25 protein-coding genes, 1 tRNA gene and 1 pseudogene are annotated in these 24696 nt (G+C 64.0%); 15 read left to right on the top strand and 12 right to left on the bottom strand.

Translation table 11 applies throughout. The annotated features are described in order from the left end of the window. Position 1: 1 nt before the first annotated feature. The 3 genes from EPD66_RS14860 (at position 2) to EPD66_RS14850 (ending at position 2181) form a co-directional block, all read left to right on the top strand. Complete coding sequence (locus EPD66_RS14860) at positions 2-244, top strand: hypothetical protein (RefSeq protein ID WP_142849303.1); 243 nt, start codon at positions 2-4, stop codon at positions 242-244. 115 nt (positions 245-359) lie between these two features. Next, a complete protein-coding gene (gene fes / locus EPD66_RS14855) occupies positions 360-1994 on the top strand; it encodes an enterochelin esterase (protein WP_142849302.1) in 1635 nt (544 codons plus the stop codon). A 101-nt stretch (positions 1995-2095) separates the two neighbouring features. Further along, a tRNA-Leu gene (locus tag EPD66_RS14850) sits at positions 2096-2181 on the top strand. Positions 2182-2324: 143 nt separating this feature from the next. Here EPD66_RS14850 and EPD66_RS14845 read toward each other — a convergent pair. The 4 genes from EPD66_RS14845 to EPD66_RS14830 all read right to left on the bottom strand — a co-directional run bounded on the left by EPD66_RS14845 (position 2325) and on the right by EPD66_RS14830 (position 5481). Further along, positions 2325-3713 (bottom strand): hypothetical protein, encoded by a 1389-nt coding sequence (locus EPD66_RS14845; protein WP_142849301.1) that lies wholly within the window; start codon positions 3711-3713, stop codon positions 2325-2327. 24 nt (positions 3714-3737) lie between these two features. Then, the gene (locus EPD66_RS14840; protein WP_142849300.1) at positions 3738-4205 is read right to left on the bottom strand and encodes a CesT family type III secretion system chaperone; all 468 of its coding nucleotides are present in this window, start codon (positions 4203-4205) and stop codon (positions 3738-3740) included. A 162-nt stretch (positions 4206-4367) separates the two neighbouring features. Continuing rightward, on the bottom strand, positions 4368-4664 hold the full coding sequence (gene cowN, locus EPD66_RS14835; protein ID WP_142849299.1) for a N(2)-fixation sustaining protein CowN: 297 nt from the start codon (positions 4662-4664) through the stop codon (positions 4368-4370). A gap of 130 nt (positions 4665-4794) precedes the next feature. Further along, on the bottom strand, positions 4795-5481 hold the full coding sequence (locus EPD66_RS14830; protein ID WP_142849298.1) for a LytTR family transcriptional regulator DNA-binding domain-containing protein: 687 nt from the start codon (positions 5479-5481) through the stop codon (positions 4795-4797). Positions 5482-5641: 160 nt separating this feature from the next. Here EPD66_RS14830 and EPD66_RS14825 point away from each other — a divergent pair, with 160 nt between their 5' ends. The 3 genes and pseudogenes from EPD66_RS14825 to EPD66_RS24825 form a co-directional block, all read left to right on the top strand. After that, positions 5642-5854 carry a hypothetical protein gene (locus tag EPD66_RS14825; RefSeq protein WP_142849297.1) on the top strand — a complete coding sequence of 71 codons (213 nt, stop codon included), beginning with the start codon at positions 5642-5644 and terminating at the stop codon, positions 5852-5854. Positions 5855-6040: 186 nt separating this feature from the next. Continuing rightward, positions 6041-6631, top strand: coding sequence for a putative glycolipid-binding domain-containing protein (locus EPD66_RS14820; protein WP_142849296.1), 591 nt, complete (start codon positions 6041-6043; stop codon positions 6629-6631). A gap of 55 nt (positions 6632-6686) precedes the next feature. Continuing rightward, positions 6687-6824: pseudogene (locus tag EPD66_RS24825) on the top strand (ATP-binding protein); the annotation flags it as partial. A 113-nt stretch (positions 6825-6937) separates the two neighbouring features. Here EPD66_RS24825 and EPD66_RS14810 read toward each other — a convergent pair. Further along, on the bottom strand, positions 6938-7915 hold the full coding sequence (locus EPD66_RS14810) for a helix-turn-helix transcriptional regulator (protein ID WP_142849295.1): 978 nt from the start codon (positions 7913-7915) through the stop codon (positions 6938-6940). A gap of 403 nt (positions 7916-8318) precedes the next feature. Here EPD66_RS14810 and EPD66_RS14805 point away from each other — a divergent pair, with 403 nt between their 5' ends. Then, positions 8319-9893: a YifB family Mg chelatase-like AAA ATPase gene (locus EPD66_RS14805; protein WP_142849294.1), complete on the top strand. Its 1575-nt coding sequence runs from the start codon at positions 8319-8321 to the stop codon at positions 9891-9893. Here EPD66_RS14805 and EPD66_RS14800 read toward each other — a convergent pair. Next, complete coding sequence (locus EPD66_RS14800; RefSeq protein WP_142849358.1) at positions 9845-10249, bottom strand: helix-turn-helix domain-containing protein; 405 nt, start codon at positions 10247-10249, stop codon at positions 9845-9847. The genes EPD66_RS14805 and EPD66_RS14800 overlap by 49 nt on opposite strands. Before the next feature lie 310 nt (positions 10250-10559). On the opposite strand from EPD66_RS14800, the gene EPD66_RS14795 reads away from it, so the two are divergent. After that, positions 10560-11138 (top strand): hypothetical protein, encoded by a 579-nt coding sequence (locus EPD66_RS14795; RefSeq protein ID WP_142849293.1) that lies wholly within the window; start codon positions 10560-10562, stop codon positions 11136-11138. A 170-nt stretch (positions 11139-11308) separates the two neighbouring features. Here EPD66_RS14795 and EPD66_RS14790 read toward each other — a convergent pair whose 3' ends face one another. The 3 genes from EPD66_RS14790 to EPD66_RS14780 all read right to left on the bottom strand — a co-directional run bounded on the left by EPD66_RS14790 (position 11309) and on the right by EPD66_RS14780 (position 14402). Next, on the bottom strand, positions 11309-12262 hold the full coding sequence (locus EPD66_RS14790; RefSeq protein ID WP_142849292.1) for an acetyl-CoA carboxylase carboxyltransferase subunit alpha: 954 nt from the start codon (positions 12260-12262) through the stop codon (positions 11309-11311). A gap of 118 nt (positions 12263-12380) precedes the next feature. Beyond that, positions 12381-13430: a CoA ester lyase gene (locus tag EPD66_RS14785; protein WP_185961429.1), complete on the bottom strand. Its 1050-nt coding sequence runs from the start codon at positions 13428-13430 to the stop codon at positions 12381-12383. 69 nt (positions 13431-13499) lie between these two features. Then, entirely contained in the window at positions 13500-14402 is a 903-nt protein-coding gene (locus EPD66_RS14780; RefSeq protein WP_142849291.1) for a DUF4743 domain-containing protein, read from the bottom strand. Positions 14403-14597: 195 nt separating this feature from the next. Between EPD66_RS14780 and EPD66_RS14775 the strand changes: the two genes are divergently transcribed. The 6 genes from EPD66_RS14775 to rpmB all read left to right on the top strand — a co-directional run bounded on the left by EPD66_RS14775 (position 14598) and on the right by rpmB (position 19582). Then, a complete protein-coding gene (locus EPD66_RS14775) occupies positions 14598-15143 on the top strand; it encodes a hemerythrin domain-containing protein (RefSeq protein ID WP_142849290.1) in 546 nt (181 codons plus the stop codon). A 164-nt stretch (positions 15144-15307) separates the two neighbouring features. Further along, positions 15308-17155, top strand: coding sequence for an ABC transporter ATP-binding protein/permease (locus EPD66_RS14770; RefSeq protein WP_142849289.1), 1848 nt, complete (start codon positions 15308-15310; stop codon positions 17153-17155). A 53-nt stretch (positions 17156-17208) separates the two neighbouring features. Next, on the top strand, positions 17209-17514 hold the full coding sequence (locus EPD66_RS14765; RefSeq protein ID WP_142849288.1) for a hypothetical protein: 306 nt from the start codon (positions 17209-17211) through the stop codon (positions 17512-17514). 27 nt (positions 17515-17541) lie between these two features. After that, positions 17542-18558, top strand: coding sequence for a methylmalonyl Co-A mutase-associated GTPase MeaB (meaB, locus tag EPD66_RS14760; RefSeq protein ID WP_142849287.1), 1017 nt, complete (start codon positions 17542-17544; stop codon positions 18556-18558). 70 nt (positions 18559-18628) lie between these two features. After that, the gene (locus EPD66_RS14755) at positions 18629-19198 is read left to right on the top strand and encodes a protein phosphatase CheZ (RefSeq protein ID WP_142849286.1); all 570 of its coding nucleotides are present in this window, start codon (positions 18629-18631) and stop codon (positions 19196-19198) included. Positions 19199-19285: 87 nt separating this feature from the next. Then, positions 19286-19582 carry a 50S ribosomal protein L28 gene (rpmB, locus tag EPD66_RS14750; RefSeq protein ID WP_142849285.1) on the top strand — a complete coding sequence of 99 codons (297 nt, stop codon included), beginning with the start codon at positions 19286-19288 and terminating at the stop codon, positions 19580-19582. Between the two features lie 275 nt (positions 19583-19857). Here rpmB and dapB read toward each other — a convergent pair whose 3' ends face one another. From dapB to dnaK, 3 genes are all read right to left on the bottom strand, one after another. Then, positions 19858-20658 (bottom strand): 4-hydroxy-tetrahydrodipicolinate reductase, encoded by an 801-nt coding sequence (dapB, locus tag EPD66_RS14745; RefSeq protein WP_142849284.1) that lies wholly within the window; start codon positions 20656-20658, stop codon positions 19858-19860. A 3-nt stretch (positions 20659-20661) separates the two neighbouring features. Continuing rightward, positions 20662-21798 (bottom strand): molecular chaperone DnaJ, encoded by a 1137-nt coding sequence (dnaJ, locus tag EPD66_RS14740; protein WP_142849283.1) that lies wholly within the window; start codon positions 21796-21798, stop codon positions 20662-20664. Between the two features lie 94 nt (positions 21799-21892). Then, the gene (gene dnaK, locus EPD66_RS14735) at positions 21893-23815 is read right to left on the bottom strand and encodes a molecular chaperone DnaK (RefSeq protein ID WP_142849282.1); all 1923 of its coding nucleotides are present in this window, start codon (positions 23813-23815) and stop codon (positions 21893-21895) included. Positions 23816-24079: 264 nt separating this feature from the next. Between dnaK and EPD66_RS14730 the strand changes: the two genes are divergently transcribed. Next, positions 24080-24694 (top strand): alpha-ketoglutarate-dependent dioxygenase AlkB, encoded by a 615-nt coding sequence (locus EPD66_RS14730; protein WP_142849281.1) that lies wholly within the window; start codon positions 24080-24082, stop codon positions 24692-24694. Positions 24695-24696: the final 2 nt, after the last annotated feature.

The following is a 24696-nucleotide window of genomic DNA, read 5'->3' as shown; positions in this document are numbered from 1 at the left end:
GATGCAGCGTCACGAGAAGACCATGCTGATCTTCCTGCTGAAGCACCTGGCCTATGGCTTGACCGGCGGCCTGATCTTCGGCTTGGCCCTGCTCTATTACGACATCGCCCAGATCCGCAGCCTGGCGCTGCGCAGCGACAATCCCTTCCTGGTCATCGGCCTGCTGTTCTTCGGCCTGTTCGTCACCTTCGGCAGCGTCGGTATGGGTGTCGGCATCATGAGCCAGGGCAAGGACGAGTACTGACCTCCCTTCCGGCTCCGCACGGACCCGCTTTCATGCAAATGAGAATCGGTTGCATGAAACAGCCGCGATGGTTAGGGTAGCCCCCTTTCCACTCCACCTCTCACGGTTGCGGTTCATGTTTCCTGCCTGCCTGCGCTTTCTTCTGTGCTGGACCCTTCTTCTGGCCGCCACGACGGCATCCGCTTCGGAAATCGCGGCCGTCTCGCCCCTGTTACCTGCGGGCGGACACAGCGAGGGAAGCCTGGACTCCGGGCAAAGCCGGACCCACCGGCTCGATGCCGAAAAGGGAGCCTTCGTTCAGGGCAGCCTTGAAGGGACGGGCAAGCGCCTGATCCTGCGCGACGCATCGGGCGAGGCGCTCCGGGTCCTGGCCCATGGCCGCGGCGAGCGGCAGGATTTCATGTTCGTCGTCGGCGATCATCCGCCCTATGCCCTGGAGGTCCAGGCGGTGGAACCGGGCGAATACAGGCTGCGGATCGCCCAGGTCGTCCCGCTCGCCGATCAGGTCGCCCCGCCCCCCGCAAGCATCGAAAGCCCCATCCTGCGCGCCATGACGGAGCGTCTGACCGAGGGCGGCGACAGCAGCAGCTTCTGGCGGAATATCGAAAGCCTGGGCACCCCGCTCGTCGAAGCCGAGGGGGTGGAGCCGCCCTTGGCCGAGGACCAGCTTCTCGTCACCTTCCTGTGGCGCGGGGCCGAACACTCCGTCCGCCTGTTCGGCGCGCCCACGGGGGAACATGACGGGCTGCACCGCCTTGGCCGCTCCGACATCTGGTATCGCAGCTATCGCCTTCCCCGCGATACGCGGCTGGGCTACCGGCTGGCCCCGGACGTGCCCGAGTTGAACGCCCCGGCGACGCAACGCCGCCGGGCGATCCTGGCGACGGCGCAGCGCGACCCCTTCAACCGGCACAGTTTCCCCGCCGATCCGGTGGACCGCTTCCACGGCAGTTCCGTGCTGGAACTGCCCGGCGCCCCCGCTCAGCCCTGGATCGCCCCCCGCCCGGACGTCCCGGCCGGCCAGGTGGAAACGCTCCGTTTCGCCAGCAACATTCTCGGCAACAGCCGCGACATCCACCTCTACCGCCCACCGGGCTGGCAGCCGGGCGCCCCGGGCAATGCCCTGCTGGTGGCCTTCGACGGCGAACGCTATGTCGAGGAGGTGCCGACGCCGGTGATCCTGGACAATCTGATCGCGGCGGGACGGCTTCCTCCCACGGCGGCGATCCTGATCGGCAATCCCAGCAACGCCGCCCGCTCGGCCGAACTGCCGCCCAATCCCGCATTCCTGCGCTTCCTGGCGGAGGAACTGATGCCCTGGGCGCGGGAACAGGGGCTCTCCGCCGAGGCAGGCCGGACGGTGATCGCAGGGTCCAGCTATGGCGGGCTTGCCGCCGCCCATGCCGGTTTCCACCATCCGGAATGGTTCGGCAATGTCTACAGCCAGTCGGGCTCGTTCTGGTGGGCGCCCGACGCAGTGGGAGAAGAAGGCGAACCGGAATGGCTGACGCGGCAATTCGCGGCCGCGCCGAAGAAGCCCGTCAGGTTCTACCTGGAAGCTGGACTCTTCGAGACTCGCGGCATGCGGGGCGGCATCCTGGAGGCCACCCGGCATCTGCGGAACGTGCTGCGCGCCAAGGGCTATGACGTCCAGCACCGGGAATATGCCAGCGGCCACGACTATCTGCACTGGCGCGGAACCCTGGCCACCGGCCTGACGGCACTGCTCGGCCCGCCTCCCGCTCATTGATCCCGCAACGATCACCTTGCGCTGCGGTATGGACTTCGGCGAGTCTGTCGCGTTAAAGTCTGCCCTCTCGATCACGGATCGGGAGCATGACCCAAGGGACCGGGCGCGTGGCGAAATGGTAAACGCACTCGACTTAAAATCGAGCGTCTTTGATGACTTGCGGGTTCAAGTCCCGCCGCGCCCACCAAAAAATCCCGCCGAAGCAAATGCACCGGAAGCCTTCATCCGGTTTTTGCTCCTGGCGGGATTTCTTTTTCAGGCAAGAAAGCGGCCAGCCGCCCTGCCCCCGTTTTCCCTCGGAAGGAAGCCGGGGCGGCTGGCCCAGTCTTGTCAGTCGAGCCGGATGGTGTAAAGCGGCTCGGGGTTTGCGTCGTCGGTGAACAATTCGCTGGGATAGGTTTCCAGCGAGATATGCGTCTCCATCCCCTTGCGCTCGACGCCGAAATTCGGCCCCTGCTCGTCCTTGAACCGGCTGATCGAGTCCTTCAGCGCCGCCAGCGTCTGCTCGAATTCCTCCTCCTTGCCCGGCACCGGTTTGTAGCCCTGCATGCTTCCCAGGAATTGGTCGATGTAGTCGGTGCCGTATTTCTTGGCCTGGTTCACCACATCCTCCAGCTGGTTCACGGCCGGGTTATGGGGCTCCATCATTTTCGTCAGCTTGACGAAGGGGTCCCAGACGGCATCGCGCGTCGCATCCTTGTGCACATGCTCGCGATGCATGCCGAAGCCGACCGCCGAGGTGTTGAAGCGCGAGGTGATGAAGCTCAGCGAGTGCTCCAAGCAACGCCCGAGGCTGCGGAAGGCATTGGCGATCTTCTGACCGGTGGTATGGTGGGCCTCGCCGGTCATGCGGAAGATCTTGGGCATGCCGCCATGCTCGAACTTCATGAAAATCTGTTCGTTCTGCATCTTGTCGAACAGCACCGCCCCCTTGCCCGAGGGCAGCCGGTTTCCGAAATCCTCGATCCCGCGCTGGACCGGCTTGTTGCCGAACAAGCCCGAGAAGCCGACATTGCCGAAGGAAGCGCTGCCGCTGGCGCTACGCTCGTTGAAATGGGTCGAGATGCGGCCATAGGAGGTCGGGTTGGCGTTCAGGAAATCGTAGAGACGGTTGCCCTCGTCCTTCATCACCAGCGAGCCGCTGGTGACCATGTGGTCGCCGCCATCGAGGATCTCCAGCTCCGCCGTCTTGGCCGTCAGGTACCAGCTGATGGCGCGGGTGGTATGAAGGCTGCTGGGGATATCGTAATCCTGGCCGTTGACGTTGATATGGACCGTGCCGCCCTCGACGTCGCCGCGCGTGATGGCATTGACCAGATGTTCCCCGGTATTGATCAGGGCGCGCAATTCCTGCGGCGTGACCTTGGTGCCGATGGCTTCGCAGTAATTCTGCAGCTTCTGCTCGATCGCCTGGCCATGGCGCGCGAGAATACCGTTATCGGTAAAGCCGTTCTCGCCCGCCTGCGGCGGTACGGCAAGGGCGGCAACATAGGGGTTCTGGCGCGCGAACACTTTGTCGGCGGTGTGATTGCCGGTATGCGTGATGCGCTGGAACGTATCGACGAAGCGCTGGCGCAGGCTTTCCACCTGCTGCCGGATGCCAGTGCGGACTCCGCCGGCATTGTCTTGTTGCTGGGGCTGGACCTCGCCGCCCTGCACCCCCGCATGATTCCCCAGCAACGGCGTCGTCACGCCGACATTGGCGTTTATATTCACCATGGCTCGACTCCCTTTCCGCCCGGATTAGACACGCACCATGTTCGGGGCCTGGGGCAAATCGGGCGCCCCGCCCTCTCCACCGCCGCCGCCTTCTCCGCCGGAGGCGATGAAATCGCGCCAGAACTGGGAAACACGGGCGAACTGGCTAATGACGGCGGCCAAGGCCTCGCCGGTCACGCCCTCGACGGGCAGGCGATAGGCCAGAACAGCCGAGCCGGTATCGGGATGAAGACCGAGCGTGCCACCGCCGGTACCGGCCCACAGCAGGTTGGCCTCGAGCAGGTTGCGGTGGATTTCTCCGGCCTTCTCCTGGGGGATGGCGCCAAGGTCGGAATAGACGAGGACCTCTTCCGTCCCGTCCGCTTCACTCAGCTCGAGAAAGATGTTCTGCCCTTCGACATCCAGAATGCCGCTCTCATAGACGCCGGCGGCATTGCCGATGTTCATTTGCACGCAAAGGGCTTCGATCAACGCCTTGTAACGCTCGCTCATCTTCGTGTGATCTCCCGGAAGTAGCGCGGTTCTCCGCAACAGTCTCTTTCCGTTAGTCACAGCTCGATGAGGAAAGTTCTCAAGATGCTCAACACTGTCTCCCTCGCGCCTTACCTGCCGGAGACAGCAGAAGGGCGGGAAAGGCCGATTCTGGTCAGAAATTCAGCAGCATTCTTCTTCAAGCTTGCGCAACAATTCCAGGCCGACCGCATCCTCGTATTCTTCGAACAATTCCTCGATGTAATAGGTGTGCGAGCAGGCCAGGCAGAGTTCATCGGCGCGGCGGGCATGCAGCTTTTCCGCCTCGGCCAGGCGAAGCTTGAACCTTTCCCAGAAGGCGTTCGTCTTCGCCGGGTCATTGATATGCATCAGCACCCGCTCGATCACCTGGCGGGAATTGCCCTCGCAATCGATGCCCTGGAAAGTCTTGTAACGGTCGGTCGTGGCGGGAACATCCATGGCAGGCCCTATGGCAAGAAGAACGCGAAGCTCTCTCTATTGCCAACACCGCCCGCCCTGACAAGCCACCGCGCTCCGAGCGGCGGCTGCGGCGCGCGAAGCACCGCCTGCATGCACGAATTGCGGAGGGTCAGAAGGCCAGGCGCTTCTTCAATGCCTCGATCCGCCCCCGGCTGACCGGAACGCGCGGCGCCCCTGGGGCGGCCATGATGAATTCCGCCCGGTCCCCGATCCTCTCCAATGCCTGGGCATGGACCAGATTGACGATATAGCCTCGATGCGAGCGAACGAATTGCCGTCCGTCCAGCCGCCGTTCCAGTTCGGAAAGAGGCAAGCTGCACAGGAAGGCGCCCTCGGCGGTATGGACGGTGGAATAATGGCCGTCGGCGCGCAGGTAGACCACGTCGGGCGGGTCGATCAGGGCCACGCCATGCCGCGTCGCCACCGGCAGTTTCACCAAGGGCTCCTTTTCCGGAGCCGCCGCTCCGGCGGGCGCCTCTCCCAGGTCGAACAGCATCAGCACCGTGGCCGACCTTCCATCCCACGGCAGGGAGGTCACCTTGGCCACCACCATCCGCCCCGGCAAGGCGACGATCATCGAGGTGGCCGAGGGCGGGGCATCGGGACGCTTGGCCGCCTCCAGCAGCAATTCCACCTTCTCGCGGCTGCCCGGCCCATGCAGGTCCTGGATCGGACGGCCGATCCGGCTCTCCACGCCGCCCAGCAGCCGCGAGGCGGCCGGATTGAGCGAGACGATATTGCGCCTCTCGTCCAGGACCACCAGGCCCACATCCATGCGCTGGAGCCGATATTCCATCCCTACCCGGCCTCGCCCTGCCGCCGGACGCGGCGCGCCCGGTCCCGTTTCCGAGTATAGCCCAGCTTCCGGCCCTGAAAAGTCCAGCGCAGAGATCCTGCCAAGGTTTGAAGAGAAGGTCCCCCTTGCTATAAACGGAAAGTCCTTTCTGGAGAGAGTTATGAAACGGCATCGTTACGCCCTGGCCATGATGGCGGGCGCCTATCCCTTGATCGTCTGCATCCTTTACTTGCTGCCCGCGGAATTGGCCAATGCGCCCCATTGGCTCAAGGCGCTGTTCATCGTGCCGGTCATGGTTCTGGGGATGGTCTATGCGGTCAACCCGCTGGTCCTGCGCCTCTGCGGCCCCTGGCTGGGGCTGCGCAAGGAGTGAGCCTCTCTCTTGAGAGAGGCCGGAAGCCCCCAAGGGGGGAACGACCGAAGAAGGTTTGAACAAGACAGGCGATGGGCGCACCCTGTTCCTGCCCCTTGAAGGAAAAGGGAACAGAAGGACCGCCATGGCCCGCCACGACCTCACCCGAGAAGCGCCCGAAGACGCGCCGTCCGCCTAGGCCCCGCCATGCCTCTTGCAGCATCCATCCTATGGCGGCGGCTCGATGCCCCCGGCCATGACGCCTGTTCCCTGAAGCATACGGGCGAGACCTGGCTTCTGCAGGGGACGTCGGTGTTCCGCCATGACGGCCAGCCGGCATGCCTGCATTACCTGGTGGAATGCAATGCGGACTGGGAAAGCCTGCATGGGGCGCTGCACGGTTTCATCGGCCGGAACGGCGTGGAGCAGCAGATCACCCGCAGCGACGGGATCTGGATCCTGAACGGCACGCCGCAATCCGGCGTGGATTCCTGCCTCGACCTCGATCTCGGTTTCACCCCGGCGACCAATCTGTCACAGCTTCGCCGGGTCCCGCTGGCCGTCGGCCAAAGCGCAGAAATCGATGTCGCCTGGCTCGACCCGGCGACGAACCGCCTGGTCCTGCTGCCGCAACGCTATGAGCGGCGGACGGAGACGGAATATTGGTACGAGGCGCCGAGCGTCGGCTACCAGGGCCTGCTGGAAGTCGGCCCCTCGGGCTTCATCCGGCACTACCCCACCCTCTGGCGCGCCGAAACATCCGGCGACGCTCCCCTCGCAGACCGAGCACCTCTCTAGCCATTCCCGCCCGCATCGCCTACTATGGCGTGTGCATTGGGGGAACGGCACAGCCATGGTTTCAAGCGTCAAAACCGTCGCCTTCCAGGGAATCGAGGTCCTGGAGATCGATGTCCAGGTCCAACTCGCCAGCGGCCTGCCCGCCTTCACGCTGGTCGGTTTGCCCGACAAGGCGGTGGGGGAATCGCGCGACCTGCTGACGAACCTTGGTCATGCGTCACTCGGAGCAACTATACACGCTTACGCTGATGCTAGGGAGTGGCGGGTATAAGGTTGACGCCATGCCACTCCCCAGCATCCCTAGCACTACCTCCGACTGTTCACCCGAAACTCTGACGCGTCGAGCTTGAATTCCTCGCTTATGCCCAACTTCTTGAGAATCGCGGGCAGCACTTGGTGAATCGTTCTCATGCCGACCAACAGTTCGTTCATGTAGATGTCGGGGTGAAGACGCCCCTTGTTAAGCCCCAGACTTTCAGCCTCAGCCTCGCTCCCAAGCTCACCAGCAGAGCCATAGGCCAAGTCGAGAAGCTCTGCTCTGAGCGGCACACCAGCGCGGAAAGCCTTCTCCTTTACAGTGTTGAGCCACTTTTCGTAGTCCTGCAGCGTGTTCCATTTAAAGGCGTCATAATTGGCTGCCATCACGGGCTTTTCATCGAGCTTTGCCGCCGCCAACTCCAAAAGGCAAGAATCGACTTGGGACCCAATTTCAAATATATCCAGGCTCTCATCGTAAACCAGACCCTCAACGTAGGCAGCGTAGAAACCGTAAACGTCGTTTAGTGACTTGTATATTTTGTAAATAAGAGACGTATACGGATTCTCCATCATCGCCTCCCACCGAGAATCGAGGTCGGAGGCAGAATCATCTTCCTCATTTAAACCAATTGCGCCCTCGACTTCCTTTGGAAATTCTTTCGGAAGTTCGACCCCCATCTTCCTAAGAACATGGAATGTGTGCCAAGGAAGTAATCCCATGTCATCTGTTAGAGGCTCAGTGACGTAGCCCGTTTCAGCTTCTTCTTGAGCAGCGTCCGCAAGGAGACGAATGACCTTTTCCCATTTATCTGCTGCATCGAGGGAACCTGCCCAAACAACAAATTGCGGGTCCTTGTCACCGATCCCGCTCATCTTACGGAGCTTGTCATCCATGTCCTTAGACATGTGTTCCCCGCTCTTCCACTTGCTGATTTGGGTGGGAGACACCCCAAGGCGCACTGCGAGTTCCTTCTGGGTGCAGGAGAGGGCATTCAATGCGAGTTGCACAAGAGCAGCACCGTTCATTTGGGACCCCTTCGACTGGTTTACTAAATTCTCTCTCCAACCATGACAACCGGACCATAGCGAAAATTAAGTGAACTGGAAAGATAATTTAGTAAATTGGCTGATAAAGGTAGGCGCCCCTACATTGAGAAAGGACTGGCGCTGATAACATGCTGCAGATCGGCCGTGCATGGGTCGGGCAGATCCATGCTAGCGGCGGACGGAAACGGAATGTTGGTACGAGGCGCCGAGCGTCGGCTATCAGGCCTGCTGGAGGTCGGCCCCTCGGGCTTCATCCGGCACTACCCCACCCTCTGGCGCGCCGAAACATCCGGCGACGCCCCTCTCGCAGACCGAGCGCCTCTCTAGCCATTCCCGCCCGCATCGCCTACTATGGCGTGTGCATTGGGGGAACGGCACAGCCATGGTTTCAAGCGTCAAAACCGTCGCCTTCCAGGGGATCGAGGTCCTGGAGATCGATGTCCAGGTCCAACTCGCCAGCGGCCTGCCCGCCTTCACGCTGGTCGGATTGCCCGACAAGGCGGTGGGGGAATCGCGCGAGCGGGTGCGCGCCGCGCTGACCGCCCTGGGCCTGGCCCTGCCGCCCAAGCGCATCACCGTCAATCTGGCTCCCGCCGACGTGCTGAAGGAAGGCAGCCATTTCGACCTGCCCATCGCCTGCGCCCTGCTGGCGGCCATGAACGTCCTGCCGGGCGAGGAATTGTTCAACTACACCATCCTGGGCGAACTGGGGCTGGACGGACGGCTGGCGCCCGTGGCCGGGGTGCTGCCCGCGGCCATCGGCGCCAATGCCGCCGGGCGCGGGTTGATCTGCCCGGGCAGCCAGGGGGGAGAAGCGGCCTGGGCGGGCGGCAGCGACATCCTAGCCCCGCGCGACCTGCTGGCGCTGGTCAATCATTTCAAGGGCGTGCAGATCCTCGCCCCGCCGGTGCCGGAACTGGCCGAGGACGCTGCCCCTCTGCTGGACCTACGCGACATCAAGGGCCAGGAAAGCGCCAAGCGCGCCCTGGAAGTGGCGGCGGCAGGCGGTCACAACATGCTGATGATCGGCCCGCCCGGTTCCGGCAAGTCGATGCTGGCGGCACGCCTGCCCGGCCTGCTGCCGCCGCTGGACCCGGCCGAGGCGCTGGAGGTCAGCATGATCCATTCCGTCGCCGGCCATCTCGACCAGGGCCGGCTGATGCAGCGCCGCCCCTTCCGCGACCCGCATTTCTCGGCTTCGACGGCCTCGCTGGTCGGCGGCGGGCATCGTGCCAAGCCGGGCGAGGTGTCGCTGGCCCATCTGGGGGTGCTGTTCCTGGACGAATTGCCCGAATTCTCGCGCGGGGCACTGGAAGCCCTGCGCCAACCCTTGGAATCCGGCCGGGCGACGGTGGCCCGGGCCCAGGCCCATGTCACCTATCCGTCGCGTTTCCAGCTGATCGCGGCGATGAATCCCTGCCGCTGCGGCTATCTCGGCGACGAGGCGCAGGCCTGCAACCGCGCGCCCAAATGCGGGCTGGACTATCAGGCCAAGATTTCAGGCCCGATGTTCGACCGGATCGATCTGCATGTGGATGTGCCGGCGGTCAGCCCCGCCGATCTGTCCCTGCCGCCGCCCGCCGAGGGCTCGGCCGAAATCGCCGCCCGTGTCGCCACGGCCCGCGCGATCCAGCGGGAACGTTTCCAGGCGCTGGCGCCGGGACGCGGCATCCGCACGAACGCGGAAGCCGAAGGGGAATTACTCGATAAAATTGCAAAGCCGGATGCCGCCGGAAGACAGCTTCTGGCCGAAGCCGCCGAACGGATGCGTCTTTCGGCACGCGGCTATCACCGCGTCCTGCGCGTCGCGCGTACCCTGGCCGACCTGGAAGGAAAAGAGAGCCCCGGCCGCATTCACGTAGCCGAGGCTCTCGCCTATCGCCGCCTCATGCCCGGACGGGCCGAGGCTTATTCCTTGCCGCCACCGGCATCCGCCAGGACGCGGGCCAGGTCATAGACCTGACGGCGCAGGCGGGGGTCGGTGATGCGCCAGTAGGCCCGCACCAGTTCCAATGTTTCGCGCTTTCCCATGGGGTCGGCGTCGTCATCGGCCTGGGCCGGCGCAGCATTCTGGCCGACGGGCATCTCTTCGAAGAAGAAGGATACCGGCACCCCCAGGATGCAGGCCATGTCATGCAAGCGGCTGGCACTGATACGGTTGGTGCCGCGTTCGTATTTCTGAACCTGCTGGAACGTGATGCCCAGCGCCTGACCGAGCTGATCCTGGGTCATGCCCACCAAAGTACGACGCATGCGGACGCGACTGCCCACATGGATATCGATGGGATGAGGACGGCCAGGGATTTTTTCCATGATCTGGTGAGTCTGCACTTATTACCACCTCCGATTGGTGGCAGACATAACACCCGTGCCACAAGATTTGAAGACGAATCTTATGCGCGTTGCGAGGATTCCTCCAAATCAGCACAATCTTTCTGATATATCCCTTCCCCAAGAAGGGGCGAAGAATATCGCGCATTGAGGAGTCCGAAAGATCCACCACCCTAGAGCAAATATCCCTTCCGGACCAGTCTCCGCCTCTAATGAGATCGAAACTCGGCCCTAAAAAAGTCGGCTTTGCCTGTGACATTCCAAGGATGAAACCGTCCGAACCCATCGGGACATGATGAGCCTTACCTGTAAAGACGCTGCCGTCGCCTGGACCGCCGCCGCCCTATGCATGGCCGCCTTCGCCCTGCCGGCCACCGCCCAGGCGCAGGAACAATTGTATCTCGAGCCGCCACCCGGCTGGGAAAAGGCCTACGACACCCGCCAGGGCACCGCCGAGATCCGCCAGTTCGTGCCCGAGGGGCAGAATCTGGACGATTGGAGCGATATGGTCGTGGTCCAGGTCATGCACGGCCTCAGCACCATGCCGCCCGACCTCTTCCTCGCCAGCGTCCCGGGCCAGTTGGAGAAGTATTGCGAGGAACCGCGCTTCGGGGACATCCAGAAAGGCCTGATGGCGCAGCAGGAAGCCGCCTTCCAGATCGTGCAATGCCCGCTGAACACGCTGACCGGCCGGGGCGAGTTGTCCATGTTCCTGGTCATCAAGGGACAGAGCAATCTCTATGCCCTGCAACGCGCTTGGCAGACCCCATCCTATCTAGGCGAAGACGCGCCCATCCCCCAGGCCGCCATGGATGCCGGGATCGCCTATCTGCGGGCGGCCAAACTGTGCAGCAGCCTGCCCTGCCGGTGACGTAGGAAAGAAAAGGAGGCCCTGTCCGGCTGCCTCCTGAGTGCTGACGAAGCCTTTTTCTGCCCCGTCATTCCCGCGGAAGCGGGAAGCGATGCGCCCCCCGCTTCCGCGAGGGGCCGAGATAACGAGACGGGATCGTTTTCAGCGGGCCGGGACGGCCCCTTTTGGCCTCAGGCCAGGCCGCGCTTGCCCATTTCCAGGAACTTCTCGCGGCGGCGGGCACGCAGGACGCCGCCCTCCAGACCGGACAAATCCTTCAGCGCCGCCTCGACGGCATCGCCCAGGGCGGTGATGGCCTGCTGCGCATTGCGGTGGGCGCCGCCCAGGGGTTCGGGAATCACATCGTCGATGACGCCCAGCTTGTGCAGGTCCTGGGCGGTCAGGCGCAGGGCCTCGGCGGCATCCTTGGCGGCCTCGCCGCTGCGCCACAGGATCGAGGCGCAGCCTTCCGGCGAGATCACCGAATAGACGGAATGTTCCAGCATCAGCACGGTATTACCCGCCGCCAGCGCGATGGCGCCGCCCGAGCCGCCTTCGCCGATGATGGCCGAAATCAGCGGCACGCGGATGTTCAGGCAGGCTTCGATGGAACGGGCGATGGCTTCGGCCTGGCCGCGCGCCTCGGCCTCGACGCCCGGATAGGCACCCGCGGTATCGACCAGGGTGATGACCGGAATACCGAAGCGGTCGGCCATTTCCAGCAGGCGCTTGGCCTTGCGGTAGCCTTCGGGCTTGGCCATGCCGAAATTGTGGCGCACGCGGCTTTCGGTATCGTGGCCCTTTTCATGGCCGATGACCATCACCGAATGGCCACGGAAACGGCCCAGGCCGCCGATGATGGCGCGGTCTTCGGCAAAGGTGCGGTCGCCGGCCAGCGGCGTGAAATCCTGCACCAGGGCAGAGACGTAATTCGAGAAATGCGGACGGTCGGGATGGCGCGCGACCTGGGTCTTCTGCCAAGGTGTCAGCTTGGCATAAGTGGCGCGCAGCTGCTTCTCCACCTTGGCCTGAAGGCGCGCGACCTCCTCAGCGATATTCATCTCATCGCTGTCGCTCAAATGGCGCAATTCCTCGATTTTGCCTTCCAGTTCGGCAATCGGCTTTTCGAAGTCGAGGAAGTTCATGACCGTCTCCTGGCGTAACTCTTCGTCCCCGAAAAAGGAACGGGGCGGCGCGGTTTATAGCACGCGCCGCCCCGAGAGCAAATGTTGCGACCAAAAATGCAGCGTCAGAATTCTCTTGTCACAGTCCATAGGCTTCGGCCAGGGCCGGATCGCGGGCCGCAACCTGCCGGGCGAGATCGACGATGACCTTGGCCTGCTTCCAGGTGGCGTCGTCCTGCATCTTGCCGTCGATCATCACCGCCCCCGTGCCGTCGGGCATGGCTTCGAGGATCTTCCGGGCGAAGCGCACTTCCTCCACGTCGGGACTGAAGACCCTCTTGGCAATCTCGATCTGCTTGGGATGCAGCGACCAGGCGCCGACGCAGCCCAGCAGAAAGGCGTTGCGGAACTGCGCCTCGCAGGCGGCATCGTCGCTGAAATCGCCGAAGGGGCCGTAGAAGGCCTTGATGCCCTGCGACTGGCAGGCATCGACCATCTTGGCGACGGTATAGTGCCACAGGTCCTGCTGGTGGAAGCCGCGCGCCCCGCCATCGCCGCGCGGATCTTCCAGCACGCCGTAGAAGGGATGGCCGCCGCCGACCCGCGTGGTCTTCATCCCGCGCGAGGCGGCGAGGTCGGCCGGACCCAGGCTCATGCCGTGCATGCGCGGGCTGGCGGCCGCGATGGCCTCGACATTCGCCACGCCCAAAGCGGTTTCCAGGATGGCGTGGATCAGGATGGGCTTCTTGACGCCGTGCCGGGCCTCCAGTTGGGCCAGAAGCTGGTCGAGGAAGTGGATGTCCCAGGGCCCCTCGACCTTGGGCAGCATGATCACGTCCAGCTTGTCGCCCGCCGCCGCGACGATCTCGGTCACGTCGTCCAGGAACCACGGGCTGTTCAGGCAATTGACGCGGGTCCACAGGCCTGTGGCGCCGAAATCGACGGAAGTGGCGACCTCGATGAAGCCCCGGCGGGCGGCTTCCTTGGCATCGGCGGGGATGGCGTCTTCCAGATTGCCCAGCAGCACATCCACCTGGGACACCATGTCCGGCACGCGGGCACGCATCTTTTCCACATGCGGCGGAAAGAAGTGGATCATCCTCTCCAGCGCCACCGGCAATTCCCGATAGGGAGAGGGCGCGCCGATGGCCAAGGGCTCGAAAAACTTCTTCGGGGGCTTGATGGTCATGAAAGGGCGCCTTCCGCTTCACGGACGAAAATAAAGTTCGCGAAATATCCAGTCAGAGAAATTATATGTCTACCGCATTGCAGCAGAGCTGTCAACCGAGGGTGAGAAAAGCTCGGGCCGGAAGGGCTGGCGCAAGCCTTCCGCCAGGTCCAGGTAGTCCGGCTCGTTCTCGGGCGTCAGATAGCCATGGCGGATCAGGAAATCGATGATCACCAGATTGACGTTGAACTTGAACGCGTCGCTGGTCCGCACGATCTCGGCCACCTTCTCGACCGGCATCAGCTCGAATCCGGTCATTTCGCCATCCCTCGGAATGGGTTCGAAATCGCGCGGCACTTCCAGGTCGTAGCAGAACATCACATCGGGCTTCAGCCCGCGCTCCGTCTCCATGCAATAGGAGATGACGCCCACCGGCTTGGCCTTGCAGGCCATCTCGCGCGGGATATCGGCTTCCTCCTGGGCTTCCTTGACAAGATTCTCGGCCAGGGACAGGCCCGAGGGCTGGCCGCCCGCCACCAGATTGTCCAGCTTGCCCGGCGCCACCGCCTTGTCCAGGGCGCGCTTGCCGATCCACAGATGCATTCCCTCGCCATAGCGCACGAAGCCGTTCACATGCAGGCCATAGGCGCGGATGCCGAATTCCTGCACCGCCGTGCGGTCGATGCGCATCACCGCCTCGGCCCCGAAGCGGGGCGCCACGTCGTAATCCTCGCCCCGCATCTTGGGCAGAACACCTTCCTGCACCAGCTTGCGCAGCACGCCGCGCACCGCTTCCGTCCGTTCCTCGGGACTGCGCAATTCCTCGTTCAGGCTCACCACATCGTCGCGGACCCGGAAGATGTCGGTGAAGGCCGCCAGGCGCAGCATGAAATCCTTCGCCACCCAGCCGACCCGCTGGCCACCCACCTCGAAGGGACGGTAATTGCCCAGGTCAAAGCGGTTACAGGCATGAATATGATCGAGATAGCTCATGACGATGTCCCTCCTTGGCCCTGCAATATGGTGCTCTGCCCCATACCGCACCAAGAGGCGGGAATCGCGTAACGGAAAAGGCCGACTCGGGCGAGGCAGCCCTTCTGTTCATCTTGTTGTTGTAGACACGAAAGATGTACCCTTTGCCCGCGAAATAAAGAGACGACTTGCGCCGTTGACGGGGAGGAACAAAAGATGGCTTCGACCATCCTGCACATGCTCGAAGAAGAGCACCGTACGCTGGGCCGTGTTCTTAGGCTGATGCGTCGGCAATTGGACAGGCTCGCCCGCGACGGCGACGCCGATTTCGAGATGCTTGGCGAGATCGCCCATTACATCCGCAATTATCCCGACCTTTTCCACCATCCCAAGGAAGACCTGGTGTTCCGCCGCCTGCGTCTGCGCGATGCCGGGGCGGCAGCGGTGGTCGAACGCCTGCTGGAAGAGCATCGCCATGTCGCGGGCATGACCGACGACCTGTCCCGGCTGATCGACGAGGCCCGCGTCCAGCCGGGCCGTCGCCCGGCGCTGCAGGCCGCCGCCGAAGCCTATATCGACTTCCAGCAGCGCCACATGGAATGCGAGAACACCGACGCCCTGCCCCGTGCCCAGGCCGCCCTCCTGCCCGGCGACTGGGAGGAAATCGCGGGTCTGGTCGAAGGGGAGGAAGACCCGCTGATGAGCAAGGCGGGGCTCGGCCAATACAGCCGCCTGCGCGACCGCATCTTCGCCGGGCATTGAACCGCCCGCACCGACAGAAAGCAGCCCTCGCCGAGGAGGGACGAAGGCCCGTGCCGGAGGGCACGGCAGGCCATTAACCTTCCCCGCTCTCGCCTTCCCCCTTCGGAATCGGCTTCACAGCCCCTATGTTGAAGCGGCCCCACCACTATTGGTTCCGCTTTTCCATGAGACGCCGTTCCCCTTCCTCCCAAGACCGCGCGGTCCAGATCGGCCCCCGCCAGGACCTCCACACCATCAAGTCGCTGCTGCCCTATCTCTGGCCCAAGGGGGAGATCGGCCTGCGGGCGCGGGTGGTGGTGGCGATGATCTTCCTGGTCGCCGCCAAGCTGATCAACGTCTATGTCCCCATGCTGTTCAAGCTGGCCGTGGACGCCCTGACCGTCGCTCCGGGGCAGGCGCTGGTCGCCGTGCCGGTGGCGCTGCTGCTGGGCTACGGCATCGCCCGCGTCGCCTCGCAGGCCTTCGGCGAGCTGCGGGACGCGGTCTTCGTCAAGGTGGCGCAACGGGCCATCCGCACGGTGGCGCTGCAAACCTTCCGTCATCTGCACGGCCTGGCCCTGCGCTTCCACCTCGACCGCCAGACGGGCGGCATCTCGCGGGCCATCGAGCGCGGCACCAAGGGCATCGAGTTCCTTCTGAACTTCATGCTCTTCAACATCCTGCCGACGCTGCTCGAAGTCCTGATGGTCTGCGGCATCCTCTGGTATTTGTTCGATTTCCGCTTCGCCCTGGTGACGCTGGTCACCATTAGCGGCTACATCGCCTTCACCCTGCTGGTCACGGAATGGCGGCTGAAATACCGCCGCACCATGAACGAGACCGACCAGGAGGCCAGCACCAAGGCCATCGACTCGCTGCTGAACTACGAGACGGTCAAGTATTTCGGCAACGAGGAGCACGAGGCCCGGCGCTACGACAAATCGCTGCAACGCTATGAAGGCGCGGCGGTCAAGAGCAAGACCACGCTGTCGATGCTCAATATCGGCCAGGGCGCCATCATCTCGGTCGGCCTGATCGTGGTGATGCTGATGGCCGCCGAGGGCGTGGTGGCGGGCCACATGACCATCGGCGATTTCGTGCTGGTGAATACCTATCTGATCCAGCTTTACCTGCCGCTGAACTTCCTCGGCTTCGTCTACCGCGAGATCAAGCAATCCCTGACCGACATGGAGCATATGTTCCATCTGTTGGGCGAGAATGCCGAGATCCGCGACAAGCCCGGCGCTCCAGACCTGAAGATGGAAGGCGCCGCCCTGACCTTCGAGAACGTGCATTTCAGCTACAATCCCGACAGGGAAATCCTGAAAGGCATCTCCTTCTCGGTGCCGGCGGGCAAGACGGTGGCGCTGGTCGGACCATCGGGGGCCGGCAAGTCCACCATTTCGCGCCTGCTGTTCCGCTTCTACGACGTCGATAGCGGACGCATCCTGATCGACGGCCAGGACATCCGGGAGGTCCGGCAGGCCTCGCTGCGGGCGGCCATCGGCATCGTTCCCCAGGACACGGTGCTGTTCAACGACACCATCGCCTACAACATCGCCTATGGCCGTCCGGGCGCGACCAGGGAAGAAGTGGAAAAAGCCGCCCATCTGGCACGCATCCACGATTTCATCACCACCCTGCCCGAAGGCTACGAAACTAAGGTCGGCGAGCGGGGGCTGAAGCTGTCGGGCGGCGAGAAGCAGCGTGTCGCCATCGCCCGCACCATCCTGAAGCGTCCGGCCATCCTGCTCTTCGACGAAGCCACCAGCGCGCTGGATACCCGCACGGAAAAGGAAATCCAGGTCTCGCTGCGCGAGGTTTCGGCCAACCGCACCACGCTGGTCATCGCCCACCGCCTGTCCACGGTGACCCATGCCGACGAAATCCTGGTGCTGGAGGCCGGCCAGATCGTCGAGCGCGGGCGGCATGAACAGCTTCTAGCCGCGAACGGCCGCTATGCCGAGATGTGGCACCGCCAGCAGGAAGCCGCCCATCACCAGGCGGAATTGGCACGGGAACAGGCGGGATGACCCCGCCCCTCCCTGTGGTGTAACATGCGACCTTCTCCATCAAAGGCTAGGGCATGTTCGGTTTCCTGAAAGACCTGTTCCTGACGAAGAAGGCCAAGGCCGCCCTGGAAAAGAAGGCCCGCGCCGAAGCGAGAGCGAAGAAGGCCAAGCCGCGCACGGAGCGCGAGGCCCGGATCGCCCAAATGCAGGACAAGGCCAAGGACCTGGTCACCCCCGACCGTGCCGAACTGATCCGCAAGGCCATGGAAGTGCAGCGGGCCAAGAAAGTGATCCTGGCCGACCTGTCCGACGAACAACGCCAGCGCCTCGTCGCCACCGCTATGAAGCGGCTGCTCAACGAAGGCCGCCAGAAAGACTAGAGACGCCGATAGCGAGAGACGACGACCGTGCTTCTGGACCCAAGCGAGCTTGCGGATAAGGTGCTGGCCGGCGACCGCCGCGCCCTGGCCCGCGCCATCACCCTGATCGAATCCACCCGCCCCGATCACCGCGAGCGGGCCGAGGCGATGCTGCAGCATCTGCTGCCCCATACCGGAAAGGGCGTGCGCCTGGGGATTTCCGGCGTGCCGGGCGTGGGCAAGTCCACCTTCATCGAGGCCTTCGGCCTGCATGTGATCGGCCAGGGCCACCGCGTGGCCGTGCTGGCCGTCGATCCCTCCAGCCCGCGCTCGGGCGGCTCGATCCTCGGCGACAAGACGCGCATGGAGGATCTGTCGCGCCATCCGGACGCCTTCATCCGTCCCTCGCCCTCGGGCGGCACCCTGGGCGGCGTGGCCCGGCGCAGCCGCGAGGCGCTGCTGGCCTGCGAGGCGGCGGGCTTCGACGTCATCATCGTCGAGACGGTGGGCGTCGGCCAGTCCGAAACCGCCGTGGCCGACATGGTGGACATGTTCCTGCTGCTGCTGGTTCCCGGCGGCGGCGACGAATTGCAGGGCATCAAGAAGGGCATCGTCGAACTGGCCGACGCCATCGTCGTCAACAAGGCCGATGGCGACCTCGCCGCCGCCGCCCAGCGCGCCCAGCGGGAATATGCCAGCGCCCTGCACCTGCTGCGCCCGGCCAGCGCCGCCTGGACGCCGCCGGTACTGCGCTGTTCGGCCCTCAGCCGCGACGGGTTGGGCGAGGTCTGGACGATGGTCGAGGAATACCGCCGGGTGATGGGCGAAAGCGGCGAGATCGACTCCCGCCGCGCCGCCCAGGCCCGCGCCTGGATGTGGAACGAGGTCAACGAGACCCTGCTCGCCCGGTTGCAATCCCATCCCGCCGTGACCGGCATCCTGCGCACGCTGGAAGACAAGGTCGCCTCCGGCAGCTGCACCCCCACCGTGGCGGCTCAGACCCTGCTGAACGCCTTCCTGGCAAGCGGCCAGGAGGGGTCCCCCGGGGCCGGAAACGGGTCTTGAATTCAAGACCCTTTCCTTCGCCGCCTCTTGCCGCTAGGCTGGCAGCCTCTAGTTCCGAGCCGAAGTGCTGATGACCCGCAATAGCGACCAAGACGACATCCTCCGCCTCCGCCAGGAACTGGTGGGATTGTTCAACCATATCCGCCAGTTCCGCCGGGAATTGGCCTCCATTCGCCGCCCCGGCTGCGAAGACGACGATCACTTCGCCAAGATGGTCGACCAGTTGGACGCCATCGTCGAAAGTACCGAAGGCGCCACCAACACCATCATGGAGCGCATGGAGGAAATCGATGAATTGGTGAACGCGACGCGCCAGCATGTCAGCGACCCGCAGGCGCTCGCCTTGCTCGACCGCATCACCGACAAGGGCAACGACATCTTCGAAGCCTGCTCCTTCCAGGACCTGACCGGCCAGCGCATCACCAAGGTGGTGCATTCGCTGAAATATGTCGAAGAGCGCATCAATGCCCTGGTGCGCATGTGGGGCCCCGACGCCCTCGCCGCCGAAGAGCCCAAGAAGGAAGAGATCGACCCCGACAAGGCCCTGCTCAACGGGCCGCAGCGCGCCGGCCAGGCTGTCACGCAGGAACAGGTCGATGCCATGTTCAGCCAGGACGATATCGACAAGCTGTTCGGGTGACTCCTTTCCCATTGACTCGCGGCCCGACTCTGCGTAGAAACGCGGCTTCCTGAGTTTTTGCCTGATAGACGAAGAGGATCTAAGGCCATGGCACGACGTTGCAGCATCACCGGCAAGGGCGTCATGAGCGGCAACAATGTCAGCCACGCCAATAACAAGACCCGTCGCCGCTTCCTGCCCAACCTGCAGGACACGTCGGTTCTGAGCGATGCGCTGGGTGGCATGGTGCGCCTGCGGGTTTCAACCCGTGGCCTCAAGACCATCGAGCACAATGGCGGCATTGATGCCTTCCTGCTGAGCACCAACGACAGCAAGCTGTCGGCTGAAGCCCTGCGCCTGAAGCGCCGCATCCAGCGCGCCATGGAAAGCAAGGCTGCCGCCTGATCCTGCTCGGCAAGGATTAGCGATAAAAAAGGCCCGCGTTCGACGCGGGCCTTTTTGTGTTGCCGGGCTAACTCACAGGGTTGAAGCCGGGAACCCCTTTTTCCTCGTCACTCCCGCGGAAGCAGGAGTCCAGGGAACCGGCAGCATCCATATCTGACGGCTCGCATCTCCATGAGCCTCAACATGGCCCCCCGCTTTCGCGGGGGTGACGATTTGCGGCCGTCTGGAGGCAGGCCCGAAGGCCCGCCTTCCTTCTATTCCAGCCCCAGCACGTCCTATTCCAGCCCCAGCACGTCGCGCATGGAATACAGCCCCGGCGGCTTGCCGTGGCCCCAGCGGGCGGCGCGGACGGCGCCGCGGGCGAAGACCGTGCGACTGGATGCCTTGTGGGTCAGCTCCACCCGCTCGCCCTCGGCGGCGAAGATGACGGTATGGTCGCCGACCACATCGCCGCCGCGCAGGGTGGCGAAGCCGATCTCGCCGCGCGGACGGGCGCCGGTCAGGCCGTCACGGGCCTTGCACCACACCTCGTCCAGAGCCACGCCCCGGCCCTTGGCGGCGGCGCGGCCCAGGCCCAGCGCGGTGCCCGAGGGCGCGTCCACCTTGTGGCGGTGGTGCATCTCGACGATTTCGATGTCGTAATCCGGGTCCAGGGCGCGGGCCACCTGTTCGACGGCCGCCAGCAGGATATTGACGCCCAGGCTCATATTGGGCGCCCAGATGATGGCGGTGCGCGAAGCCGCGTCCCGCAATTCCTGCTCCTGCTCGGCGGTCAGGCCGGTGGTGCCGATGACATGGACGCAGCGGCAATCCGCCGCCAGGGCCGCATGCTGCACGGTCGCCGCCGGGGCGGTGAAGTCGATCACCGCGTCGGAGCTGCGGAACAGCTCGTGCGGATCGGTCCCCACCAGCACGCCGGCCGCCCCGGCCCCGACCAGTTCACCGAGATCACGGCCGACGGCATCGCTGCCCTTGCGCTCCGTGCCCCCGGACAGTTCCACGCCCTCGGTCGCCAGCACTTCCTGCACCAGCATGCGTCCCATACGGCCGGCACAGCCGACGATTCCGATCTTCATGCCCTATTCCTTCAAGTCCGACCACAATTCCTTGACCTTGGCGAAGAAGCCATGGCTTTCGGGACTGTGGCTCTGGCTTTCGTCGCCAGCTTTTTCGAATTCCTTCAGCAATTCCTGCTGGCGCTTGGTCAGGTTGACCGGCGTCTCCACCTGGGCCTGGATGAACATGTCGCCGCGCGCGGGGCTGCGCAGGACGCTCATGCCCTTGCCCTTGAGACGGAACTGGTGGCCGCTCTGGGTGCCCGGCGGAATGGTGACCTTGGCCCGGCCGCCTTCGATGGTCGGCACCTCGATGGTGCCGCCCAGGGCCGCCGTGACCATGGCGATCGGCACCCGGCAATGGATATTCGCGCCGTCGCGCTGGAACAGGCGGTGCGGCCGGATGCTGAGGAAGATATAGAGGTCCCCCGACGGCGCGCCGCGCATCCCGGCTTCGCCCTCGCCCGCCAGACGGATGCGGGTCCCCTCCTCGACACCGGCGGGAATATTGACCTGAAGGGTCTTTTCCTTGCGCGTGCGGCCCGAACCGTTACAGGCGCGGCAGGCATCCTTGATGACCCGGCCCATGCCCTGGCAGGTGGGACAGGTGCGCTCGATGGTGAAGAAGCCCTGCTGGGCACGCACCTTGCCGACGCCGCCACAGGTCGGGCAGGTGATCGGCTGGGCGCCACCGGCGCCGCCGGTGCCGTGGCATTCCTCGCAGGCTTCGGAGGACGGCACCTTGATGGTGGCGGTCTTGCCGGCGAAAGCCTCTTCCAGCGTGATTTCCATGTTGTAGCGCAGATCGGCGCCCCGGCCCGAGGACTGGCCGCGCCGCCCACCCATGAACTCGCCGAACATCTCGTCGAAGATGTCGGCAAAGCCGCCCGAGAAATGGAAATCGCCGAAGCCCTGGCCGCCGCCCCCGCCGCCCTGGCTGAAGGCGGCATGGCCGAAGCGGTCATAAGCCGCGCGCTTCTGTTCATCCTTGAGGACGTCGTAGGCTTCCGAGATGTCCTTGAACTTCTGCTCGGCCTCCTTGTCGCCCGGATTCCGATCAGGGTGACACTGCATGGCCAGCTTGCGATAGGCCTTTTTCAGCTCTTCGCTGCTGGCACCGCGATCGACGCCCAGAAGTTCGTAGTAGTCCTGTTTGCTCATTCGTCACGTCCGCAACATGCGACGCGCCCCGGAGGAGGATTCTCTCCCGGAGCGCGTCCAAGGCTAGTGGCACAGACCGGCGCCACCGAAGGGCTTACTTGTTGTCCTTCTTGTCGTTGTCGACTTCTTCGAAGTCGGCATCGACAACCCCTTCCTCGGCCGGGCCCGCTTCGGTGGGACCAGCGTCCCCGCCGGGGGCCGCGCCGCCTTCCTGGGTGGACTTGTACATCGCCTCGCCCAGCTTCATGGCCGCCTGGGCCAGGGCGTCGGTCTTGGACTTGATGGCTTCGGGATCGTCCTTGTCCATCACGCCGCGCAAGTCGGTGATGGCCGCTTCGATGGCCGACTTGTCGCTGGCCGGAACCTTGTCGCCGTATTCCTGGAGATTCTTCTCCGTGGAATGGATCAGGGCGTCGGCATGGTTGCGGGCCTCGACCACTTCCTTGCGCTTCTTGTCCTCGGCGGCATGGGCTTCCGCATCCTTGACCATCTTCTCGATGTCGGCGTCGGACAGGCCGCCCGAGGCCTGGATGCGGATCTGCTGTTCCTTGCCGGTCGCCTTGTCCTTGGCCGAGACGTTGACGATGCCGTTGGCGTCGATGTCGAAGGTGACCTCGATCTGCGGCATGCCGCGCGGAGCCGGCGGGATGCCGACCAGGTCGAACTGGCCCAGCATCTTGTTGTCGGCGGCCATTTCACGCTCGCCCTGGAAGACGCGGATGGTCACGGCCGTCTGGTTGTCCTCGGCGGTCGAGAAGACCTGGCTCTTGCGCGTCGGGATGGTCGTGTTGCGGTCGATCAGGCGGGTGAAGACACCACCCAGCGTCTCAATGCCCAGGCTCAGCGGCGTGACGTCGAGCAGCAGGACGTCCTTGACCTCGCCCTTCAGAACGCCGCCCTGGATGGCCGCGCCGATGGCGACGACTTCGTCGGGGTTGACGCCCTTATGCGGATCGCGGCCGAAGAATTCCTTCACCACTTCCTGGATCTTGGGCATGCGGGTCATGCCGCCGACCAGGATCACTTCGTCGATCTCGCTGGCCTTCAGGCCGGCATCCTTCAGCGCGGCGCGGCAGGGCTCGATGGTCCGCTGCACCAGATCCTCGACCAGGGCTTCCAGCTTGGCGCGGGTCAGCTTGACGTTCAGGTGCTTCGGACCCGACTGGTCGGCGGTGATGAAGGGCAGGTTGACCTCGGTCTGCATCGAGCTCGACAGCTCGATCTTGGCCTTTTCAGCCGCTTCCTTCAGACGCTGCAGGGCCAGACGGTCCTTGCGCAGGTCGATGCCCTGCTCCTTTTTGAACTCGTCGGCCAGATAATCGATGATGCGGGCGTCGAAGTCCTCACCGCCCAGGAAGGTGTCGCCGTTGGTGGACTTCACCTCGAACACGCCGTCGCCGATTTCCAGGATCGACACGTCGAAGGTGCCGCCACCCAGGTCGTAGACGGCCACGATGCCGGACCCCTTGCGCTCCAGGCCATAGGCCAGGGCGGCAGCGGTCGGTTCGTTGATGATGCGCAGCACTTCAAGGCCCGCGATCTTGCCGGCGTCCTTGGTCGCCTGGCGCTGCGAGTCGTTGAAGTAGGCAGGAACGGTGATCACCGCCTGGGTGACCTTCTCGCCCAGATAATTCTCGGCGGTTTCCTTCATCTTCTGCAGGATGAAGGCCGAAATCTGGCTGGGGCTGTATTTCTTGTCTTCGGCCTCGACCCAGGCATCGCCGTTGTCGCCCTCCACGATGTGGTAGGGGACCAGGCCCTTGTCCTTCTGGGTCAGCGGATCGTCGAAGCGACGGCCGATCAGGCGCTTGATGGCGAACAGAGTATTGTTTGGATTGGTCACCGCCTGACGCTTGGCGGCCTGGCCGACCAGGCGCTCGCCCGATTCGGTGAAGGCCACCATCGACGGGGTGGTGCGCGCGCCTTCGGTGTTTTCGATCACCTTGGCGTTCTTGCCTTCCATGACAGCGACGCACGAATTCGTGGTGCCCAGGTCGATACCAATGACTTTGCTCATGACTTCCTCATTGCTCGCGGCAGATCTCCGCAGCCCGATGGAATAGCACCCGCAGAGACCCCCTTCGGTTAGGACGAAAGACCCCTTTGGATGGTGGGTTATTCATCACATGGCGGTTATATAAGGCGCGAAATTTTGACTGCAACCGCGCCTCGCCAGCCTGTGGGGCGGCAATTTAGCACTCTCTTCCTTCGACTGCCAAGTGCAGGCAACGAAAGAAGCGCCCCTTGCACACGGTCCCGCAACTCCCGATGCTGTCCGATCATGATGAACGGCCTCCGTATCCTGCCCGGCTATCTCGACCTTACAGCCCAACAGGCGCTGGTGAAAGAGATCCGCCGTATTGCCACCGTCGCTCCGCTTTATCGTCCGCGCATGCAGGGATCGGGGCGGCCCTTCTCGGTGCAGATGACTAATGCCGGCCCGCTGGGCTGGGTCAGCGACGAAAGCGGCTATCGCTACCAGCCCCATCATCCCGTCACCGGCCAGCCCTGGCCGCCCATCCCCGAGCCCCTTCTGGCCTTGTGGCGAAGCCTCACCCGGTATCCGGCCGAACCTGAATGCTGCCTGGTGAATTATTACGGACAGGGTGCCCGCATGGGCCTGCACCAGGATCGGGACGAAGAGGCGCGGGATGCCCCGGTCCTGTCGGTCTCGCTGGGCGACAGCGCGGTCTTCCGGGTCGGCGGCCCCGAACGTGGCGGGAAGACCACCAGCGTCAAGCTGGACTCGGGGACCGTCCTCGTTCTGGGCGGTGCCGCAAGGATGGCCTTTCACGGAATCGACCGGATCCTGTTCGGCTCGTCCCGCCTGCTGCCCAAGGGCGGCCGCATCAACCTTACCTTGCGCCGCGTGACGCACCCTTTCCTTGCTGACTAAAG

It is taken from the genome of Telmatospirillum sp. J64-1, from assembly GCF_006980715.1.
GTDB lineage: Bacteria > Pseudomonadota > Alphaproteobacteria > Rhodospirillales > Magnetospirillaceae > Oleiliquidispirillum > Oleiliquidispirillum nitrogeniifigens.
Note: the sequence above shows the minus strand (reverse complement) of the source record. Positions and strands in the feature narration are given on the sequence as shown.